We start from the raw sequence: 17,389 nt of genomic DNA, 5'->3' as shown, positions 1-17,389 counted from the left end.
TGCGTTTCCGACTCTATCAGATCTTTTCTCGATCCGATTTCCTCGGTGCTTTCCAGGTTCCCGCTCTCGCGTTTCCCTTTCCGGCGGTTCCGACTCTATCAGATCCTTTCGGCGTCCGATTCCCGGTCGGCGGGGTGTCTTCCCGGCCCTGCGGCCGTTCCGACGAGTGAGACTTTAGTGGATTCCTCGCTCCCGACCTAATCGGGGGCTGCGCCCTTTCGAACGCGGATTCCTCATTTCGCAAATACGCGCGCCAAAGCACACGGCAACGGATCGCCGAGCTGTGGTTGGTACCTACGGAATGGCTGTCCGGGGACCGACCGGAGTCGGCTCTCACGTCGGACAACTCGAAGAACCTTACGGATCAGGTCGGGGTGTGTCAACTCGCGGCGGGACGGCACGCCGGCGGCGTACTCTGGGCCCATGACTACGCGTACGTGCAACCAGCAGTGGTGGGCCGCCTGACGGCGGCCGCGCTCACGTATGCGTTCAACGGCCGCCGCCTCGGCGGCCGTTCTCGTTTCTCCCTCCAGGGCTCCTGAGGGCCGGCCGACCGGGACGGCGGCCTCGACCAGGAGGTGGAGGAGAGATGACGCGAGTCTTCAGCGGGGTCAAGCCGACCGGGCATCTGACGCTGGGGAACTATCTGGGAGCCATGCGGCGCTGGGCCGAGGTGGACCAGCACAGGTCGGACGGAGTGTTCTGCATCGTCGATCTGCACGCGCTGACCGTGGAACACGATCCGGCGCGGGTGCGCAGACTGAGCCGGCAGGCGGCGACGCTGCTGCTGGCGGCGGGGCTGGATCCCGAGCTGTGCACCGTGTTCGTACAGAGTCATGTCGATGAGCACGCTCGGCTGTCGTACGTGCTCGAGTGCGTGGCGACCGACGGTGAGATGCGGCGGATGATCCAGTACAAGGAGAAGGCCGCGCGGGAGCGGACGCGGGGTGGGAGCGTGCGGCTGTCGCTGCTGACGTATCCGGCGCTGATGGCGGCGGACATCCTGGCGTACGGGACCGATGAGGTGCCGGTGGGGGACGACCAGGCGCAGCATGTGGAGCTGACGCGGGATCTGGCGGTGCGGTTCAACCAGCGGTACGGGCATACCTTCGTGGTGCCGAAGGCGACCAGTCCGGGGGTGGCCGCGCGGGTGATGAACCTCCAGGAGCCGGCTTCGAAGATGGGCAAGAGCGACGACTCCGGGCCGGGGATCGTGTATCTGCTCGACGAGCCGGACGTGGTGCGGAAGAAGGTCATGCGGGCGGTGACCGACAGTGGGCGGGAGGTCGTCTACGACCGGCAGGGGCGGCCCGGGGTGGCGAATCTGCTGGAGATTCTCGCCGCCTGTACGGGTGGGGATCCGGCGGCGCTGGGTGCGGGGTACGCCTCGTACGGAGCGTTGAAGAAGGACACCGCGGAGGCCGTCGTGGAGGTGTTGCGGCCGGTTCAGGCACGGCACAAGGAGTTGTGTGCGGATCCCTCTTATGTGGAGGACGTACTGCGTCGGGGGGCCGACCGGGCTCGGGCGATGGCGCGTCCGACCGTGGATGCCGCCTATCGGGCGATCGGGCTGCTGCCCGCGGGGGCTGGGGATGTCGTGAACGCGGTCCGGTAGGCGCGTGGGCTGGTGGCGAGGCGCGCTGCGAAGTGCTGGCGCAGTGTGACCTCGCTGCCGAAGCCCGCGCGGCGGGCGACCTCGGGCATGGGGAGGTCGGTGCGTTCGAGGAGTTTCTGGGCTGCGGCGATGCGCTGGTCGAGGAGCCAGCGCAGCGGGGTCGTGCCGGTGGCTGCCGTGAAGTGGCGGGCGAAGCTGCGGGGGGACATGCCCGCGTGGGCGGCCAGGTCGGCGACGGTGAGCGGTTCGTGGAGGTGGCGCAGGGCGTGTTCGCGTACGGCGGCGAGGGAGTCGGCGTCGCGGTCCGCGCGGGGGGTGGGGCGCTCGATGAACTGTGCCTGGGTGCCGGTGCGGAAGGGGGCGGTGACCATGGAGCGGGCGATGGTGGCCGCGGCTTCGGCGCCGTGGGCGCGGCGGACCAGGTGGAGGCAGAGGTCGATGCCGGCCGCCGTGCCTGCCGCGGTCCAGATGTTGCCGTCCTCGATGAAGAGGGCGTCGGGGATGACGGTGACCTGGGGGTGGTGGGTCCGCAGCAGGTCGACGAGGTTCCAGTGGGTGATGGCGCGGCGGCCGTCGAGGAGGCCGGCCTGAGCGAGGGTGAAGGCACCGCCGCAGAGGGCGGCGAGGGTGGTGCCGCGGGTGTGGGCGCGGCGGAGGGCGTCGAGGACGGGGGTGGGTGCGGGGGTCAGGTGGTCGTCCAGGCCGGGGATCACGATCAGGTCGGCTTGGTCGAGCCAGGTGAGGGCGCGGTCGGGGAGGAGGGAGAGGCCGCCTCGCATGGGGATGGGGGTGGTGCCGGCGGCGACTCGACGCAGGTCGAAGGCGGGGGCGCCGCGGTCGGTTCGGTCGGTGCCCCAGACCTCGGTGATGACGGAGACGTCGAAGGCGCGGATGCCGGGGAAGGCGACGAGGGCGATGCGGTGGGCGCGGGCCATGGGTGGCAGTAAACCATCGATCGCTGTCTTTTCACCCTATGGGGCGGGCGGGCCCGACGGCGGGAGGATCGTCGGTATGGAGATCGCGGAGAACGCAGCGCTGGTGGTCGTGGACGTGCAGAAGGGCTTCGAGGAGGCCGGCTTCTGGGGGCCGCGGAACAACCCGGGGGCCGATGACAACATCGCGGCGCTGATCGACGTATGGCAGTCGACGGGGCGGCCGGTCGTCTTCGTACGGCACGACTCGCCGAAACCTCAGTCGCCGCTGCGGCCCGGGTATGCGGGGAACGACCTGAAGGAGTACGTGGCGGAGCGGCGCGGGAAGGGGGCGGGGGCCGAGCTGTTCCTGACGAAGACCGTGAACTCGGCCTTCCTCGGTACGCCGGATCTGGGGGCCTGGCTGACGGCGGAGGGGATCGGGCAGGTCGTGGTGATCGGGATCCAGACCAACATGTGCGTGGAGACGACGGCCCGGATGGGCGGGAACCTCGGGTACGACGTGGTGGTGCCGTACGACGCGACGTACACCTTCGACCTGGAGGGGCCGTTCGGCTGGCGGCGCGATGCGGAGGAGGTCGCGCAGGCTTCAGCGGTGTCGCTGCACGGGGGTGGGTTCGCGCGGGTGGTGACGACGGAGGAGGTGGTGGGGGCTGCGGTGGTGGGCTGAGCCCATCGCCCCCCCCTGTGCCCCCACTGGGTCACCGGGGCGCTCAGTCCTTTTTGCCCGAGGCCAGTTCGCGGCTGCGGTCGCGGGCGGCTTCCAGGGCGGCGATGAGGGCGGCTCGTACGCCGTGGTTCTCCAGTTCGCGGATGGCGTTGATCGTGGTGCCGGCGGGGGACGTGACGTTCTCGCGGAGCTTGACCGGGTGTTCGCCGCTGTCGCGGAGCATGGTGGCCGCGCCGATCGCGGACTGGACGATCAGGTCGTGGGCCTTGTCGCGGGGCAGGCCGAGCAGGATGCCGGCGTCGGTCATGGCTTCGACCAGGTAGAAGAAGTACGCGGGGCCGGAGCCGGAGAGGGCGGTGCAGGCGTCCTGCTGGGACTCGGGGACGCGGAGGGTCTTGCCGACGGCACCGAAGATCTCCTCGGTGTGGGTGAGGTGTTCGGCGGTGGCGTGGGCGCCGGCCGAGATGACGGACATGGCCTCGTCGACGAGGGCGGGGGTGTTCGTCATGACGCGGACGACCGGGGTGCCGGCGGTGAGGCGGTCCTCGATGGAGGTGGTGGTGATGCCGGCGGCGCCGCTGATCACCAGGCGGTCGGTGGGGATGTGGGGGGCGAGTTCGTCGAGGAGCGTGCCCATGTCCTGCGGCTTGACCGTGAGGATGAGGGTGTCGGCGGCCTTGGCGGCGTCGGGGTTGGTGACCGGGGTGACTCCGTAGCGGGTGCGGAGTTCTTCGGCGCGTTCTCGGCGGCGGGCGGTGACCAGGAGGTCGGCGGGGGCCCAGCCGGCTCGGATCATTCCGCTGAGCAGGGCTTCGCCGATCTTGCCGGTGCCGAGGACTGCGACTTTCTGGGTCATGGGGTCATCCTTGCACCGGGGGTGCGGGGGTGGGGGCGGGTGTCCGGTGGGCGGGATGTGGTCTCGCCCCCGCCGCCCCTGCCCTTCCCGTCCCCAGGGGCTCCGCCCCTTCGGCCCCGCCAGGGGGCTGCGCCCCCTGGACCCCCATCGGCCTGAACGGCCTCGTCCTCAAACTCCCCCAGAGGGGGCACCCCCGGACGGGCTGAGTAATGACGGCCGGGGCTGAGCAGTATCCGGCCCTCACGCGGTTCGGCGGCGCAATGTTGCTGCGCCCAGGGCCAGCACCAGTAGGGCGCAGCCGGCGACGATCAGCACATCCCTTACGAAGGTTCCCGTCATGTCCGTGTGGTGGAGGAGTTCGTTCATGGCGTCGACGGCGTAGGACATGGGGAGGGCGTCGGAGATGGCTTCGAGGGCGGGGTGCATGGCGGGTCGGGGGGTGAAGAGGCCGCAGAGGAGGAGTTGGGGGAAGATCACCGCGGGCATGAACTGGACGGCCTGGAATTCGGAGGCCGCGAAGGCCGAGACGAACAGGCCGAGGGCGGTGCCGAGCAGGGCGTCCAGGAGGGCTACGAGGAGCAGTAGCCAGGGGCTGCCTGTGACGTCGAGGCCCAGGATCCAGAGTGACAGGCCCGTCGCCAGTGCCGACTGGATGATCGCCACGGCGCCGAAGGCGAGCGCGTAGCCGGCGATGAGGTCGGCCTTGCCGAGGGGCATGGCGAGGAGGCGTTCGAGGGTGCCGGAGGTGCGTTCGCGCAGGGTGGCGATGGATGTCACCAGGAACATGGTGATCAGGGGGAAGATGCCCAGGAGTGACGCGCCGATGTTGTCGAAGGTGTGCGGGCTGCCGTCGAAGACGTAGCGCAGCAGGAGCAGCATCAGGCAGGGGACCAGGAGCATCAGCGCGATGGTGCGCGGGTCGTGGCGGAGTTGGCGCAGGACGCGGGCCGCGGTGGCGGTGGTGCGGGAGATGTTGAGCGTCGTACTTGTCATCGTGCCGTCTCCTTCTCCGTCTCCTGCGCGTGGCCCGCGGCTGCCGCCTCGTCCACCAGGTGCAGGAAGGCCGCCTCGACGGTTTCGGCGCCGGTGCGGGTGCGCAGGGCGTCGGGGGTGTCCTCGGCGAGGATCTCGCCCTCGCGCATGAGGAGGAGGCGGTGGCAGCGCTCGGCCTCGTCCATGACGTGGGAGGAGATCAGGAGGGTGGCGCCGCGGGTGGCGGCGATGTCGTGGAAGAGGTGCCACAGGTCGCGGCGGAGGACCGGGTCCAGGCCGACGGTGGGTTCGTCGAGGACCAGGAGTTCGGGGGTGCCGAGGAGGGCCACGGCGAGGGAGACGCGGCCGCGCTGGCCGCCGGAGAGGTTGCCGGCGAGGGCGTCGGCGTGGGTGGTGAGGTCGACGTCGGCGATGGCCCGGGTGACGGCTTCGTGGCGGCGGTCGGCCGCGGCGCGGCCGGGGTCGAGGATCGCGGCGAAGTAGTCGAGGTTCTGGCGGACGGTCAGGTCGTCGTAGACGGACGGGGCCTGGGTGACGTAGCCGATGCGGGTGCGCAGGGTGGGGTGGCCTGCGGGGCGGCCGAGGACCTGGAGGGTGCCGGTGACCTTGGCCTGGGTGCCGACGACGGCTCGCATGAGGGTCGACTTGCCGCATCCGGAGGGGCCGAGCAGGCCGGTGATCTGGCCACGCGGGACGGTGAAGTCGAGGCCGCGCAGGACGGTGCGGGGGCCTCGGACGGCGGTGAGGGAGGAAGCCTGTACGGCGGGGGCCGACGGGGGGCCGGCAGGGGTCCCCGAAGGGCCGGGCACATAATTCATCATGCGATGAATAATGCGCCCGGGGTGGAGTGCCGTCAAGCGACGGCCACCAGCAGCTCCACGTCGTAGACCTCCTCCACCGTGCCGTCGGGGAACGCGGTGCGGAGGTGGGCGCGCTCCTCGGCGAGGAAGGCATCGGTGGCCGCCCGGTCCTGGACCAGGAAGGCCGAGTGACTGCCGAGGTTGGCGAGGTGGGTGTCGAGGGGGACGCGGCGGCTCCAGCGGACCGTGCGGTCGGCGAAGTCCAGGCGGCCGGTGGGGTCGGCGAGGGCGGACCGCGAGCTGTTGTGCACCTCCGTACGCCGGTCGACATCGAAGTGGCGCTGGAGGCGTTCGTTCTGGGCGTCGATCCACGGGACGCCGAGGGGGCTCTTGTTCCACCACAGCGCGAGGGCCCCGCCGGGGCGCAGCACGCGCAGGGCCTCCGGGACCGAGCGGGCCGGGTCGGTCCAGTGCCAGGCCTGGGCGTAGGTGAGCAGGTCGGCGGAGGCGTCGGCCAGCGGGAGGGCGTTGCCGTTGCCGCGGACCAGCGGGACGTCGGGGAGGGTGCGGCGGAACTGGGCCGCCATGCCGTCGCCGGGTTCCACCGCGAGCACGTCGGCGCCGCGGGCGTGCAGCAGCGCGGTGGCTATGCCGGTGCCGGCGCCGACGTCGACGACCCGGGCGCCGGTGAGGGGGCGGGCGGCGAGTTCCTCGAGTGTGTCGAAGAGGGCGGGCGGATAGGAGGGGCGGTTCGCGGCGTACTGGGCGGCGGCGCCGTTGAAGGAGTGGGCCCGGGAGGCGAAATGCGACGGCGACGGAGACCGGGACGGTGACGGAGACGGTGATGGAGACGGTGATGGAGTTGTGGTCATACGGTCATGCTGGCCGCTGGGGCCCGGGCATGCCGTCGGTACGGTGAAAGCCTTTCTTCCGCTTTCCCTTTCCGTCTATCCCTTGCGGCGCTTCTTGGAGGGGTTTCCCGTGCGGCGGGTGGTGCGGCGGGTGTGCTGGGCGCGGGCCTCTTCGTATTCGGCGCGATGCAGCTTCTCGCCGGGGGCCTCGGTGAGGGAGCGGAAGAAGTAGGCGGCGAGGGAGCCGACGAAGCCGATGGCCAGCAGGCCGCGCAGGGAGGCCTGGCGGGCGGGGTCGAGGCGCTTGCCGAAGCCGTCCCAGGTGTTGCGGAAGGCCAGCGCGCTGCAGATCGCGAACATCGCGACGACCAGGACGGTCACGAAGGCTCCGCTGTTCGCGATCTCCAGTCCCTGGTAGGCGAAGCGCAGGACGACGCAGGAGGCGACGGCCGCGGCCAGGGAGCCGGCGGTGACGGCCGCGCGGCGGGCCGCGTAGCCGTTGTCGTGGTTCACCCAGGTCGTGCCGAAGAACCGCAGGGGCTCGGGGCGAGGGCCGTCGCCGGGGGTGCCGCCCGGGGAGCCCGCCGTGGTGTCCGGGGTGCCGGTTTCGTCGCTCACGGGACGATTATGGCCGGACGGCGCGGCGGGCTCCGTGGCGGGTCAGGAACAGCGGGAGGTCACGTAGCCGTCGGCGCCCGTGTGGACGTACGCGTCGGACACGTAGCCGTCGCCGATGTTGTCCCAGATCTTGCTGGTGCCGTACGGGCCGGTGACCGTCTGGCCCGGCGTCTGGCAGTAGATCGGGACCTTGGCACCCTCGGCCAGGGTGCGGACGAGGCCGTAGTTGGTGCCGGGGCCGCTGCGGACGTTGAGCCGGACGCCCGGGGCGACCGAGTAGTAGCGGACACTCGATTCCGCGGCGGCGGTGACGGTCGCCGCCCCGTCCCCGCCCTCGACTTCTCCGATGTCGGTGACAGACATGTGAACTCCCCCGTTCGATCCCCATGAGTGCCATGGGGTCCCGTTGATTCCCCGGAAACGCGATACGAAACACATGTGCGTGATTCGCACGCGAACGCTAGCAAGCCGCCTCTGTCTCGTACGAGTCATCGACTAGGCTCCGTGCGTCGCGCGCGCCGACGAACAGCACGGGGGTGGTCCCATGGCGCCACAGCGGAACGCCGGAGCGGGCGCGGAAGCGGAACTTCCCGAGTACGCCGGTCACTACCAGCTGGAGTCCAGGCTGGGCTCGGGTGGGATGGGTGTCGTGCACCTGGCCCGCAGCACCTCGGGCATGAAGGTCGCGGTGAAGGTCGTACACGCGCAGTTCGCCAGGGACCCCGAGTTCCGTGGCCGGTTCCGGCAGGAGGTGGCCGCCGCCCGGCGGGTGAGCGGCGCGTTCACCGCGCCCGTCGTGGACGCCGATCCGGAAGCGGAACGGCCGTGGATGGCGACGCTGTTCATCCCGGGGCAGACCCTCGCCGACCATGTGAAGGAGCACGGGGCCATGCCCCCGGACCGGTTGCGCCGGCTGATGGCCGGGCTGGCCGAGGCGCTGCGCGACATTCACCGGGTGGGGGTCGTGCACCGCGATCTCAAGCCGAGCAATGTGCTGCTCGCCGAGGACGGGCCAAAAGTCATCGACTTCGGGATCTCCCGCCCCAAGGACAGCGAACTGCGCACCGAGACAGGGAAGTTGATCGGCACTCCGCCGTTCATGGCGCCGGAGCAGTTCCGGCGTCCGCGGGAGGTGGGCCCGGCCGCCGACGTGTTCGCCCTGGGGTCGGTCATGGTGCACGCGGCCACCGGGCGCGGGCCGTTCGACTCCGACAGCCCCTATGTCGTCGCGTACCAGGTCGTGCACGACGAGCCCGACCTGGCCGGCGTACCGGAGAACATGGCGCCGTTGGTGCTGCGCTGCCTCGCCAAGGAGCCGGAGGAACGGCCCACTCCCGACGAACTGATGCGGGAACTGCGGTCGGTGGCGGCCTCGTACGACACGCAGACCTTCATACCGTCGCAGCGTACGGTCGACATCGACACGCCTGCGGACCAGGCGCAGACGGGCGGCGAGACCGGCGGACGGGCGGACGGCCAGACGGGCGAGGAGCCCGAGGCCGTGGCGCCCGATGCCGTGGAGTCCGGGGCCGTGGGGACCGCAGGGCAGCGCCGGGGGCGCCGGTGGTGGGGCGTGGCGGCCGCGGTGCTCGCGCTCGTCGTCGGCGGTGCGGTCGCCTCGGTGCGGTTGCTCGACGGTCCCGCTCCCCGGTCGGCTGCGGGCGGCTCGCACACCGTGTCGGCCGGGGCGGCGGCCGACGGGTTCCTGCCGTGGACGGAGAAGCCCGGGTCCGGGGATGCCGGGGTACCCCAATGCGCCGCCACCGCCGCCGCGTTGGTCTGCGAGCAGTCGGGGCGGGTCTACGGCCTCTCCCTCTCCGACGGCAGTCTGCTCTGGCGGCGCTCCGCCGCCACGTCGTCGCTCGGCGGCGGGGCGCCCGTGCTGTCGGGCGGGCTGGTGCAGATCCTGACGGACGAGGGGCGGCGCGTGGAGGCGCTCGATCCCGCGTCCGGCAAGGTGCGCCGGAAGCAGGACCTGCCCGCGGGCGGCGGAATGCGGTTCACGGGCGACACCCTCCTGCTCACCGGGGCCGACGGGACGGTCACCGCCCTGGACAGCGCCTCGGGCGGGACGAAGTGGCACCGCCGGGTGCCGGGGCAGGCGTTCCCGCTGTTCACCTGGTTCACCGGGGACCGGGCGGCGTACGCGACGAGCACCTCCGCAGACGGGTCGAGCACGCGGGTCACGGCGGTGGACCCGGACACGGGTGACGTGCGCTGGGACGCACGGCTCGACGGATCACTGCGGCCCGTCGGCACCAGCGGCGGATCGCTCTACTTCCTCTCCGTCGACCGGGTCTACGGGGACACGCGGGCGGTGGTCCGCTACACCCCCGCGTCCCGGACGACGCGGCGGGTGGCCGTGCCCGCGTCCGCCGAGGACTCCCAGGCCACGGTGCGCGGAGACGTGGTCTACCTCATGGCCACCGGGGGCTCGCTGTCGGCCGTGGACATGGGCGCGCGCCGGCAGTCGTGGCAGCTGCAGACCTCCGTGAGCCGCGGCTCGGCGCCGGTCGTCGACGGCGGCCATGTGTACGTCACCATCCCCGACGGGCGGCTGCTCGCCGTGGACGCCCGGCGCGGCAGGCTCCTCGGGCAGACCCCGACCCGGCTCGGCACACACCCGGACCGGGTCGTCGCATCGCTGCCCGAGCCGGTGGTCGTCAAGGGCCGTGTCTACGCCTCCGCACCCGACGGCACCGTCTTCGCCGTCGACGGCCGCGACCCGGCTGACTGGTGACAGCCGAAGGGGCCGCCCCCACCGGAGGCGGCCCCTTCAGGTGTACGTACGCTCAGCCCAGCTTGGTCACGTCCCGCACCGCGCCCTTGTCGGCGCTGGTGGCCATCGCCGCGTAGGCGCGCAGGGCGGCCGAGACCTTGCGCTCACGGTTCTTGGGGGCGTAGACGCCGCCCAGGGCCTGCTCGCGGCGGGCGAGTTCGGCCTCGTCGACGAGGAGCTCGATCGTGCGGTTCGGGATGTCGATGCGGATGCGGTCGCCGTCCTCGACGAGGGCGATGGTGCCGCCGGAGGCCGCCTCCGGGGAGGCGTGGCCGATGGACAGGCCCGAGGTGCCGCCGGAGAAGCGGCCGTCGGTGATCAGGGCGCAGGTCTTGCCCAGGCCCCGGCCCTTCAGGTACGAGGTCGGGTAGAGCATCTCCTGCATGCCGGGGCCGCCCTTGGGGCCCTCGTAGCGGATGACGACGACGTCGCCGTCCTTGACCTCCTGGGTGAGGATCCGCTGGACGGCCTCCTCCTGGGACTCGCAGACGACCGCCGGGCCCTCGAAGGTCCAGATCGACTCGTCCACGCCGGCCGTCTTCACCACGCAGCCGTCGACGGCCAGGTTGCCCTTGAGGACGGCCAGGCCGCCGTCCTTGGAGTACGCGTGCTCGGCCGAGCGGATGCAGCCCTCCGCCGCGTCCTCGTCCAGGGCCTCCCAGCGCTCGGACTGGGAGAAGGCCTCGGCGGAACGGACGCAGCCGGGTGCCGCGTGCCACATCTCCACCGCGTCGGCGGACGGGGAGCCGCCGCGGACGTCCCAGGTCTTCAGCCAGTCCGCCAGGGACGGGCTGTGGACGGAGTGCACGTCCTCGTTGAGCAGGCCCGCGCGGTGCAGCTCGCCGAGCAGGGCGGGGATGCCGCCGGCGCGGTGCACGTCCTCCATGTAGTACGTGCGGTTCTTCGCGACGTTCGGGGCGACCTTCGCCAGGCACGGGACCCGGCGGGAGACCTCGTTGATCTCGTCCAGGGCGAAGGGCACGCCCGCCTCCTGGGCGGCGGCCAGCAGGTGCAGGATCGTGTTGGTGGAGCCGCCCATCGCGATGTCCAGGGCCATGGCGTTCTCGAAGGCCTGGAAGGTGGCGATGTTGAGCGGCAGGACCGTGTCGTCGTCCTGCTCGTAGTAGCGGCGGGTGATGTCCATGACCGTGCGGGCCGCGTCGACGTAGAGCCGCTTGCGGGCCGTGTGGGTGGCGAGGACCGAGCCGTTGCCGGGGAGGGAGAGGCCGATGGCCTCGGTGAGGCAGTTCATCGAGTTGGCGGTGAACATGCCGGAACAGCTGCCGCAGGTCGGGCAGGCGTTCTCCTCGATACGGAGGATGTCCTCGTCCGAGATCTTGTCGTTCACGGCGTCGGAGATCGCGTCGACCAGGTCGAGCGTGCGGACCGTGCCGTCGACCAGGGTGGCGCGGCCGGCCTCCATCGGGCCGCCGGAGACGAAGACCGTCGGGATGTTCAGCCGCAGCGCGGCCAGCAGCATGCCCGGGGTGATCTTGTCGCAGTTGGAGATGCAGACCAGGGCGTCGGCGCAGTGGGCCTCGACCATGTACTCCACGCTGTCCGCGATCAGGTCGCGGGAGGGCAGGGAGTAGAGCATGCCGCCGTGGCCCATCGCGATGCCGTCGTCGACGGCGATGGTGTTGAACTCGCGCGGGATACCGCCGGCCTCGGTGATGGCCTCGCTGACGATCCGGCCGACCGGCTGGAGGTGGGTGTGGCCGGGCACGAACTCGGTGAAGGAGTTGGCGACCGCGATGATCGGCTTCCGGCCGATGTCCGCACCGGGTACACCGGAGGCGCGCATAAGGGCGCGGGCGCCCGCCATGTTGCGGCCGTGGGTGACTGTGCGGGACCTCAGCTCGGGCATCGTCGCTCGCTCCTTCAGACAGGTAGGGCTGTAACGAGCGTACGCCGGTCATCCAGGGATCGGGACAAGCTGTCCGGATTGCGGGACGGATGTCTCGGGAACGGCTGTGCTCGGCGCCCGGCTCAGGGACCGGCCAGGCCCCGGCTCAGGGCCCGGTCAGGTGTCCCTGCACCACCGGCGCCACCCGCGCCACGATCTGCTCCAGGTCCGCCGACGCCAGCGGCTCCACCTTGATCACGTAGCGCAGCATCGCGCACCCGATCAGCTGGGCGGCCGCCAGTTCGGCGCGCAGTTCGGCGTCGGGCAGGTCGAGCTGGACGGCGATGCGGCGCAGCAGCTGGGTGGCGACCAGGCGGCGGAAGACGGCGGCCGCGGTCTCGTTGCTGACGGCGGAGCGCAGGATGGCCAGCAGGGGCGTACGGGTGGTGGGGTTCTCCCAGACGCCGAAGATGAAGCGGGTCAGCCGCTCCCCCACCGCGTCCATGGGGCCCGCGGCCAGTGCGTCGGGGGCGTTCAGGGCGGGCGCGAAGGCCACCTCGATGGCCGCCTCGAAGATCTGGTCCTTGGTGCCGAAGTAGTGGTGGACGAGCGCGGAGTCCACGCCGGCGGCCTTGGCGATGCCGCGTACGGACGTCTTCTCGTAGCCGCGCTCGGAGAACTCCCCGCGGGCCGCGGTGAGGATGCGGTCGCGGGTGCCGGCCGACTCGGTGCGCGGGGGCCGGCCGCGGCGGCGGGCGCCGGTCGTCCCGGTCACCGCCGGGGCACCTTCACCGGGGAGGCCATGTGCAGGCGGGTGAAGGCCAGGGCCTCGGCGAGGTCGGCCTCGCGCTCGGCGCTGGACATCGCCCGCCGGGTGTTGACCTCGATGACGACGTGGCCGTCGAAGCCGGTCAGCGCGAGCCGCTCCAGTACCTCGGCGCAGGGCTGGGTGCCGCGGCCGGGGACCAGGTGCTCGTCCTTGGCCGACCCCCGGCCGTCGGCCAGGTGGACGTGGCCGAGGCGGTCGCCCATCCGGTCGAGCATGTCGAGGGCGTCGGTGCGGGAGGTCGCCGCGTGGCTGAGGTCGATCGTGAAGTGCCGGTAGTCGTCCTGGGTGACGTCCCAGTCGGGGGCGTAGGCGAGCATCTCGCGGTCGCGGTAGCGCCAGGGGTACATGTTCTCCACCGCGAACCGTACGTCCGTCTCGTTGGCCATGCGCCAGATCCCGGTGACGAAGTCCCGGGCGTACTGGCGCTGCCAGCGGAACGGCGGGTGCACGACCACGGTGCCGGCGCCGAGCTTCTCGGCGGCCACCCGGGCGCGCTCCAGCTTGACCCAGGGGTCGGTGGACCAGACCCGCTGGGTGATGAGCAGGCAGGGCGCGTGCACCGCGAGGATCGGTATCGCGTGGTAGTCGGAGAGGCGGCGCAGCGCTTCGATGTCCTGGCTGACGGGGTCGGTCCACACCATGACCTCGACGCCGTCGTAACCGAGGCGTGCGGCGGTCTCGAAGGCCGTCGCCGTGGACTCCGGGTACACGGAGGCCGTGGAGAGGGCGACCTTCGCATCTGGGATGCGGACGGGCTCTGCCATGAGGGACAGGTTACGGGCTGCGGTGAGCGGAACGCGGGGTCCCTCTTAGCCGTTGTGGGGTTTGCCACGGGCGAGTGCCGGTCGTCCGTGGCCTGTCTCCGGGTGCTCTACGGGTGCTCTCCGCGTGCTCGCCGTGTGCTTTCCGTGTGCTCTACACCGACCCCATGTGGTCCAGTCGCCGCAGGATCACGCCCTCCCGGAGCGCCCACGGGCAGATCTCGAGGTTCTCCACACCGAAGAGGTCCATCGCGGCCTCGGCGACCAGGGCGCCGGCGAGGAGCTGGCCGGCCCGGCCGTCGGAGACGCCGGGGAGTTCGGCGCGCTGGTCCTCGGTCATGGAGGCGAGGCGGGGGACCCAGGCCTGAAGGGACTCGCGCTTGAGCTCGCGCTGGACGTAGAGGCCGTCGGCGGAGCGGGCGGCGCCGGCTATACGGGCCAGCTGCTTGAAGGTCTTGGAGGTGGCGACCACGTGGTCCGGGGCGCCGAAGCGGGTGAACTCGCCGACGGTGCGGGCGATCTCGGTGCGCACATGGCGGCGCAGTGCCCTTATCTCCTCCGGGTCGGGCGGGTCGCCGGGCAGCCAGCCGGCGGTGAGCCGGCCCGCGCCGAGCGGGAGGGAGACGGCCGCGTCGGGCTCCTCGTCGATGCCGTAGGCGATCTCCAGGGAGCCGCCGCCGATGTCCAGGACCAGCAGCTTCCCGGCCGACCAGCCGAACCAGCGGCGGGCGGCGAGGAAGGTGAGGCGGGCCTCCTCCTCGCCGGTGAGGACCTGGAGCTCGACGCCGGTGGTGTCCTGGACGCGGGACAGCACCTCGTCGGCGTTGCTCGCCTCGCGGACCGCGGACGTGGCGAACGGCAGCAGGTCCTCCACACCCTTGTCCTCGGCGGCCTGGAGGGCGTCCCGGACGACTCCGACCAGTTTGTCGACGCCCTCGGCGCCGATGGCACCGCTGCCGTCGAGGAGCTGGGCGAGCCGCAGCTCGGCCTTGTGCGAATGCGCGGGCAGGGGGCGCGCGCCGGGGTGTGCGTCCACGACCAGCAAGTGCACCGTGTTCGAACCCACGTCCAGGACACCGAGTCTCATGTACGGAACGCTACTGCCAGTACCGCTGTCCTCAGGCCCCGGAGCGGCCCTGGGCCACTTACCCTGGATGCGTGCCAAAGACGAAAAAGGCGAAGAGCGACAAATCCTCCACGGCTGCGCAGGCGGGCGACGAGAAGGGGCTCGACTTCGCGCGCGCGTGGGTGGAGTTTCCTGATCCGGCGGACGACGAGCAGGTCTTCCGCTGTGATCTGACATGGCTGACCTCTCGCTGGAACTGCATCTTCGGCAGCGGCTGCCAGGGCATCCAGGCGGGCCGCGCGGACGACGGGTGCTGCACGCTGGGTGCCCACTTCTCCGACGAGGACGACGAGAAGCGGGTCGCCGAACACGTGGCCAGGCTCACGCCGGACATCTGGCAGCACCACGACGAGGGGCTGGCGGACGGCTGGGTCTCCGAGGACGAGGACGGTTCCCGGCAGACGCGGCCCTTCCAGGGCTCCTGCATCTTCCAGAACCGGCCCGGCTTCGCGGGCGGCGCGGGCTGCTCGCTGCACATCCTGGCCGTGCGCGAGGGCCGCGAGCCGCTGGAGACCAAGCCGGACGTGTGCTGGCAGCTGCCGGTCCGGCGGACGTACGACTGGATCGACCGGCCCGACGACACACGCGTGCTCCAGGTGTCCATCGGTGAGTACGACCGCCGGGGCTGGGGTCCGGGCGGCCACGACCTGCACTGGTGGTGCACGTCGGCGACCTCCGCCCATGGCGCGGGCGAGCCGGTCTACATCTCCTACCGCCCCGAACTGACCGAGCTGATGGGCAAGGCCGGCTACGACCGGCTGGCCGAACTGTGCGAGCAGCGCCTGGCCTCCCAGCTGCCGCTGGTGGCTCCGCATCCGGCGGACCCGGCCTAGGGCCTGTGCGGGGGCCCTGTGGGGTGTCCTCGCCGTCGGCGGGTGCGGGCTCGTTCGTGGGGTGGCTGGTGTCGCGCATGCGGTGGCGCGCGGCTAGGCCGGGGTGTCCGGTGGGGGCGGGGCGCCGGGGTCGGGCGGTGGGGGTGTGGGGCTTGAGGAGTTGTCGGGCGGGGCGGTCGGGGTGGGGGTCGGGTCCGTGGGCGGGGGCGGGGGCGGGGCCGTGGGTGAGGGGTCCGTGGGGGGCGAGGACGTGGGGGCCGGCTCCGGGACGGCGGTCGGGGGTGGGTCGGCCGGTCGCGTGGGGACGGGGCCGTAGCCCTCGATCGAGACGACGGCGCCCGCCGGGGCGATCGCCAGCCGGGCGGTCCAGTGGCCGGCGGGCTCGCGCAGCTGGTCGACGTACACCTTGATCGTGAACGACTCGCCGGGCCGGAGGGTCCCCGAGGGGCGGCTGAGGTAGAGCCAGTCGGCCGAGGTGGTCGCCGACCAGCGGACCGGGGAGGGGCCGGCCGCGGTGAGCGTGACGAGTGTGGTGTCGCCCCTGGTGTCGGCGGTGACCGTGAGATGTCCGGCCCCTCTGTGCCCGGCCCCGGGAACACTGACCACCTCCACGGAGACGTCGGAGGAGCCGTCCTTGGCGAGGCTTCTGCCGGGGACGGTGGCGTTCCCGGCGTTCTCGTAGCCGCCTACCGGGGCGCCGTCCAGGCCGTGGGGGCCGTGCACCTCGCGCGCGGTGGCGGCGGGGCCGGCCTGGCCCTCTCCGATCGGAGTGCCCCGGTACGCGGCCCACAGGGCCAGCACCGGGGCGGCGACGACGGTGGCCACGACGGTCGTGGTGACGGCACGCGCGCGGATGCGGTCCCGGCGGGCGGCACGGTCCTTGGGGTCCATGGGGAAGCCGCGCCGGTCGAAGCGGGGCGTGGCGGAGCCCCGTGCGCGCGGGCCGGGGGCCAGGGCGACGTGCAGGGCCGCGCGGGGCGCCTGAAGGACGGGCAGCTCGGCAGGGGTGACCGTGGTGCCGGGCCAGCGTCCCGGGACCGCGCGCCCGGCGGTGCGGCGGCAGCGCGGGCAGTCGTCGACGTGCCGCACCAGCTCGCGGCGCAGGGCGCTGCTGAGCACCAGCTGCTGGTCGCCGGTGAGCCGGTCCACGCCGGGACAGCCGCCGGCCTCGACGACGGCGAGCGCGGCGCGGGTGCGCTCGACCTCGCAGGCGGCGGAGGCCAGCAGTTCGCGGGCGGCGGCGAGGTCCATGCCGAGGACGGCGGCGACCTCCTGGGCGGCGAGGTGATGGCGTACGGCGAGTTCGAGTGCCTCGCGCTGCTCCGGGCTGGTGCCGGCGGCCTCCGGCCAGGCGAGCTGGGCGAGTTCGCCGCGCCGCTGCTCCTGGGCCTCCGCGGAGACGGGCGGGTCGGTGACGTGCCCCTTCTCGGCCCGGGCGCGGCCCGCCGCGTGCGTGGCCTGACGTTTCTGCTTGGCCTCGGCGAGCTTGCGCAGGCACGCCCAGCGGGCCAGCGCGTACAGCCAGGCCCTGCGGTCGTCCGCCGCCTGCGGCACCCGCTGCCCGCGCCGCTCGGCGAGCGCGAGGACGTCGCCCAGTGCGGCGGTCGCGGCCTCGTGGTCGCACAGCACGGACAGGCAGTAGGTGAACAGGCCGTCCAGGTAGGGCTCGTAGCGCGCGGGCGGACGCTGCGCCAACGTGTGCGCCGCAGCACGATCGCGCGCCTCACGGTGCGCTCTGTGTGCGCCGGTGGTGCGGGTCGAGGTCTCCGGACTGGTGCTCATCACCCGTGCGACCGTAGGCGTCGGGGGATGAGCCATTCCGGCGGCTTGAGCACATTTAATCCGTACGGGTGAAACGATCCCTCATAAGGGGACAGGAA

Annotated in this window: 16 protein-coding genes; 4 read left to right on the top strand and 12 right to left on the bottom strand. The window is 72.1% G+C overall.

Translation table 11 applies throughout. The annotated features are described in order from the left end of the window. The first annotated feature begins 589 nt into the window (after positions 1-589). Complete coding sequence (gene trpS, locus ACH45E_RS11360; RefSeq protein ID WP_361445890.1) at positions 590-1,615, top strand: tryptophan--tRNA ligase; 1,026 nt, start codon at positions 590-592, stop codon at positions 1,613-1,615. On the opposite strand, the gene ACH45E_RS11355 is transcribed toward trpS, so the two are convergent. Continuing rightward, positions 1,555-2,550, bottom strand: coding sequence for a helix-turn-helix domain-containing protein (locus ACH45E_RS11355; protein ID WP_361445893.1), 996 nt, complete (start codon positions 2,548-2,550; stop codon positions 1,555-1,557). The two genes, trpS and ACH45E_RS11355, sit on opposite strands and share 61 nt — an antisense overlap. Positions 2,551-2,626: 76 nt before the next feature. Here ACH45E_RS11355 and ACH45E_RS11350 point away from each other — a divergent pair, with 76 nt between their 5' ends. Beyond that, the gene (locus ACH45E_RS11350; protein ID WP_361445896.1) at positions 2,627-3,217 is read left to right on the top strand and encodes a cysteine hydrolase family protein; all 591 of its coding nucleotides are present in this window, start codon (positions 2,627-2,629) and stop codon (positions 3,215-3,217) included. A 43-nt stretch (positions 3,218-3,260) separates the two neighbouring features. On the opposite strand, the gene proC is transcribed toward ACH45E_RS11350, so the two are convergent. The 6 genes from proC to ACH45E_RS11320 all read right to left on the bottom strand — a co-directional run bounded on the left by proC (position 3,261) and on the right by ACH45E_RS11320 (position 7,698). After that, on the bottom strand, positions 3,261-4,073 hold the full coding sequence (proC, locus tag ACH45E_RS11345) for a pyrroline-5-carboxylate reductase (RefSeq protein WP_361445899.1): 813 nt from the start codon (positions 4,071-4,073) through the stop codon (positions 3,261-3,263). A 240-nt stretch (positions 4,074-4,313) separates the two neighbouring features. Beyond that, positions 4,314-5,066: an ABC transporter permease gene (locus tag ACH45E_RS11340; RefSeq protein WP_361445902.1), complete on the bottom strand. Its 753-nt coding sequence runs from the start codon at positions 5,064-5,066 to the stop codon at positions 4,314-4,316. Next, positions 5,063-5,887 carry an ABC transporter ATP-binding protein gene (locus tag ACH45E_RS11335; protein ID WP_361445905.1) on the bottom strand — a complete coding sequence of 275 codons (825 nt, stop codon included), beginning with the start codon at positions 5,885-5,887 and terminating at the stop codon, positions 5,063-5,065. Before ACH45E_RS11335 ends, ACH45E_RS11340 begins: the two co-directional genes overlap by 4 nt. Positions 5,888-5,919: 32 nt before the next feature. Continuing rightward, a complete protein-coding gene (locus ACH45E_RS11330) occupies positions 5,920-6,738 on the bottom strand; it encodes a class I SAM-dependent methyltransferase (RefSeq protein WP_361445908.1) in 819 nt (272 codons plus the stop codon). A gap of 75 nt (positions 6,739-6,813) precedes the next feature. Next, complete coding sequence (locus ACH45E_RS11325) at positions 6,814-7,335, bottom strand: EamA/RhaT family transporter (RefSeq protein ID WP_361445911.1); 522 nt, start codon at positions 7,333-7,335, stop codon at positions 6,814-6,816. Between the two features lie 42 nt (positions 7,336-7,377). Continuing rightward, positions 7,378-7,698, bottom strand: coding sequence for an SH3 domain-containing protein (locus ACH45E_RS11320; protein ID WP_361445914.1), 321 nt, complete (start codon positions 7,696-7,698; stop codon positions 7,378-7,380). A gap of 181 nt (positions 7,699-7,879) precedes the next feature. On the opposite strand from ACH45E_RS11320, the gene ACH45E_RS11315 reads away from it, so the two are divergent. Further along, entirely contained in the window at positions 7,880-10,075 is a 2,196-nt protein-coding gene (locus ACH45E_RS11315; RefSeq protein ID WP_361445917.1) for a serine/threonine-protein kinase, read from the top strand. A gap of 52 nt (positions 10,076-10,127) precedes the next feature. On the opposite strand, the gene ilvD is transcribed toward ACH45E_RS11315, so the two are convergent. The 4 genes from ilvD to ACH45E_RS11295 form a co-directional block, all read right to left on the bottom strand. After that, on the bottom strand, positions 10,128-11,981 hold the full coding sequence (gene ilvD / locus ACH45E_RS11310; RefSeq protein WP_361445920.1) for a dihydroxy-acid dehydratase: 1,854 nt from the start codon (positions 11,979-11,981) through the stop codon (positions 10,128-10,130). Positions 11,982-12,126: 145 nt separating this feature from the next. Further along, complete coding sequence (locus tag ACH45E_RS11305; protein WP_361445923.1) at positions 12,127-12,735, bottom strand: TetR family transcriptional regulator; 609 nt, start codon at positions 12,733-12,735, stop codon at positions 12,127-12,129. After that, positions 12,732-13,553 (bottom strand): sugar phosphate isomerase/epimerase, encoded by an 822-nt coding sequence (locus ACH45E_RS11300; protein ID WP_361445926.1) that lies wholly within the window; start codon positions 13,551-13,553, stop codon positions 12,732-12,734. The genes ACH45E_RS11305 and ACH45E_RS11300 overlap by 4 nt, the downstream gene beginning before the upstream one ends. Positions 13,554-13,704: 151 nt before the next feature. Next, complete coding sequence (locus tag ACH45E_RS11295; protein WP_361445929.1) at positions 13,705-14,637, bottom strand: Ppx/GppA phosphatase family protein; 933 nt, start codon at positions 14,635-14,637, stop codon at positions 13,705-13,707. A gap of 71 nt (positions 14,638-14,708) precedes the next feature. Here ACH45E_RS11295 and ACH45E_RS11290 point away from each other — a divergent pair, with 71 nt between their 5' ends. Continuing rightward, positions 14,709-15,509 (top strand): hypothetical protein, encoded by an 801-nt coding sequence (locus ACH45E_RS11290; protein ID WP_361445932.1) that lies wholly within the window; start codon positions 14,709-14,711, stop codon positions 15,507-15,509. 93 nt (positions 15,510-15,602) lie between these two features. On the opposite strand, the gene ACH45E_RS11285 is transcribed toward ACH45E_RS11290, so the two are convergent. Then, positions 15,603-17,294, bottom strand: a complete 1,692-nt coding sequence (locus tag ACH45E_RS11285) for a hypothetical protein (protein ID WP_399040453.1) — start codon at positions 17,292-17,294, stop codon at positions 15,603-15,605. Positions 17,295-17,389: the final 95 nt, after the last annotated feature.

Origin of the sequence: Streptomyces sp. NPDC020299 (genome assembly GCF_044387825.1) — a bacterium.
Taxonomy (GTDB): Bacteria; Actinomycetota; Actinomycetes; order Streptomycetales; family Streptomycetaceae; genus Streptomyces.
The sequence above is the reverse complement of the archived record's forward strand: the minus strand, read 5'-3'. Positions and strand labels throughout refer to the sequence as shown.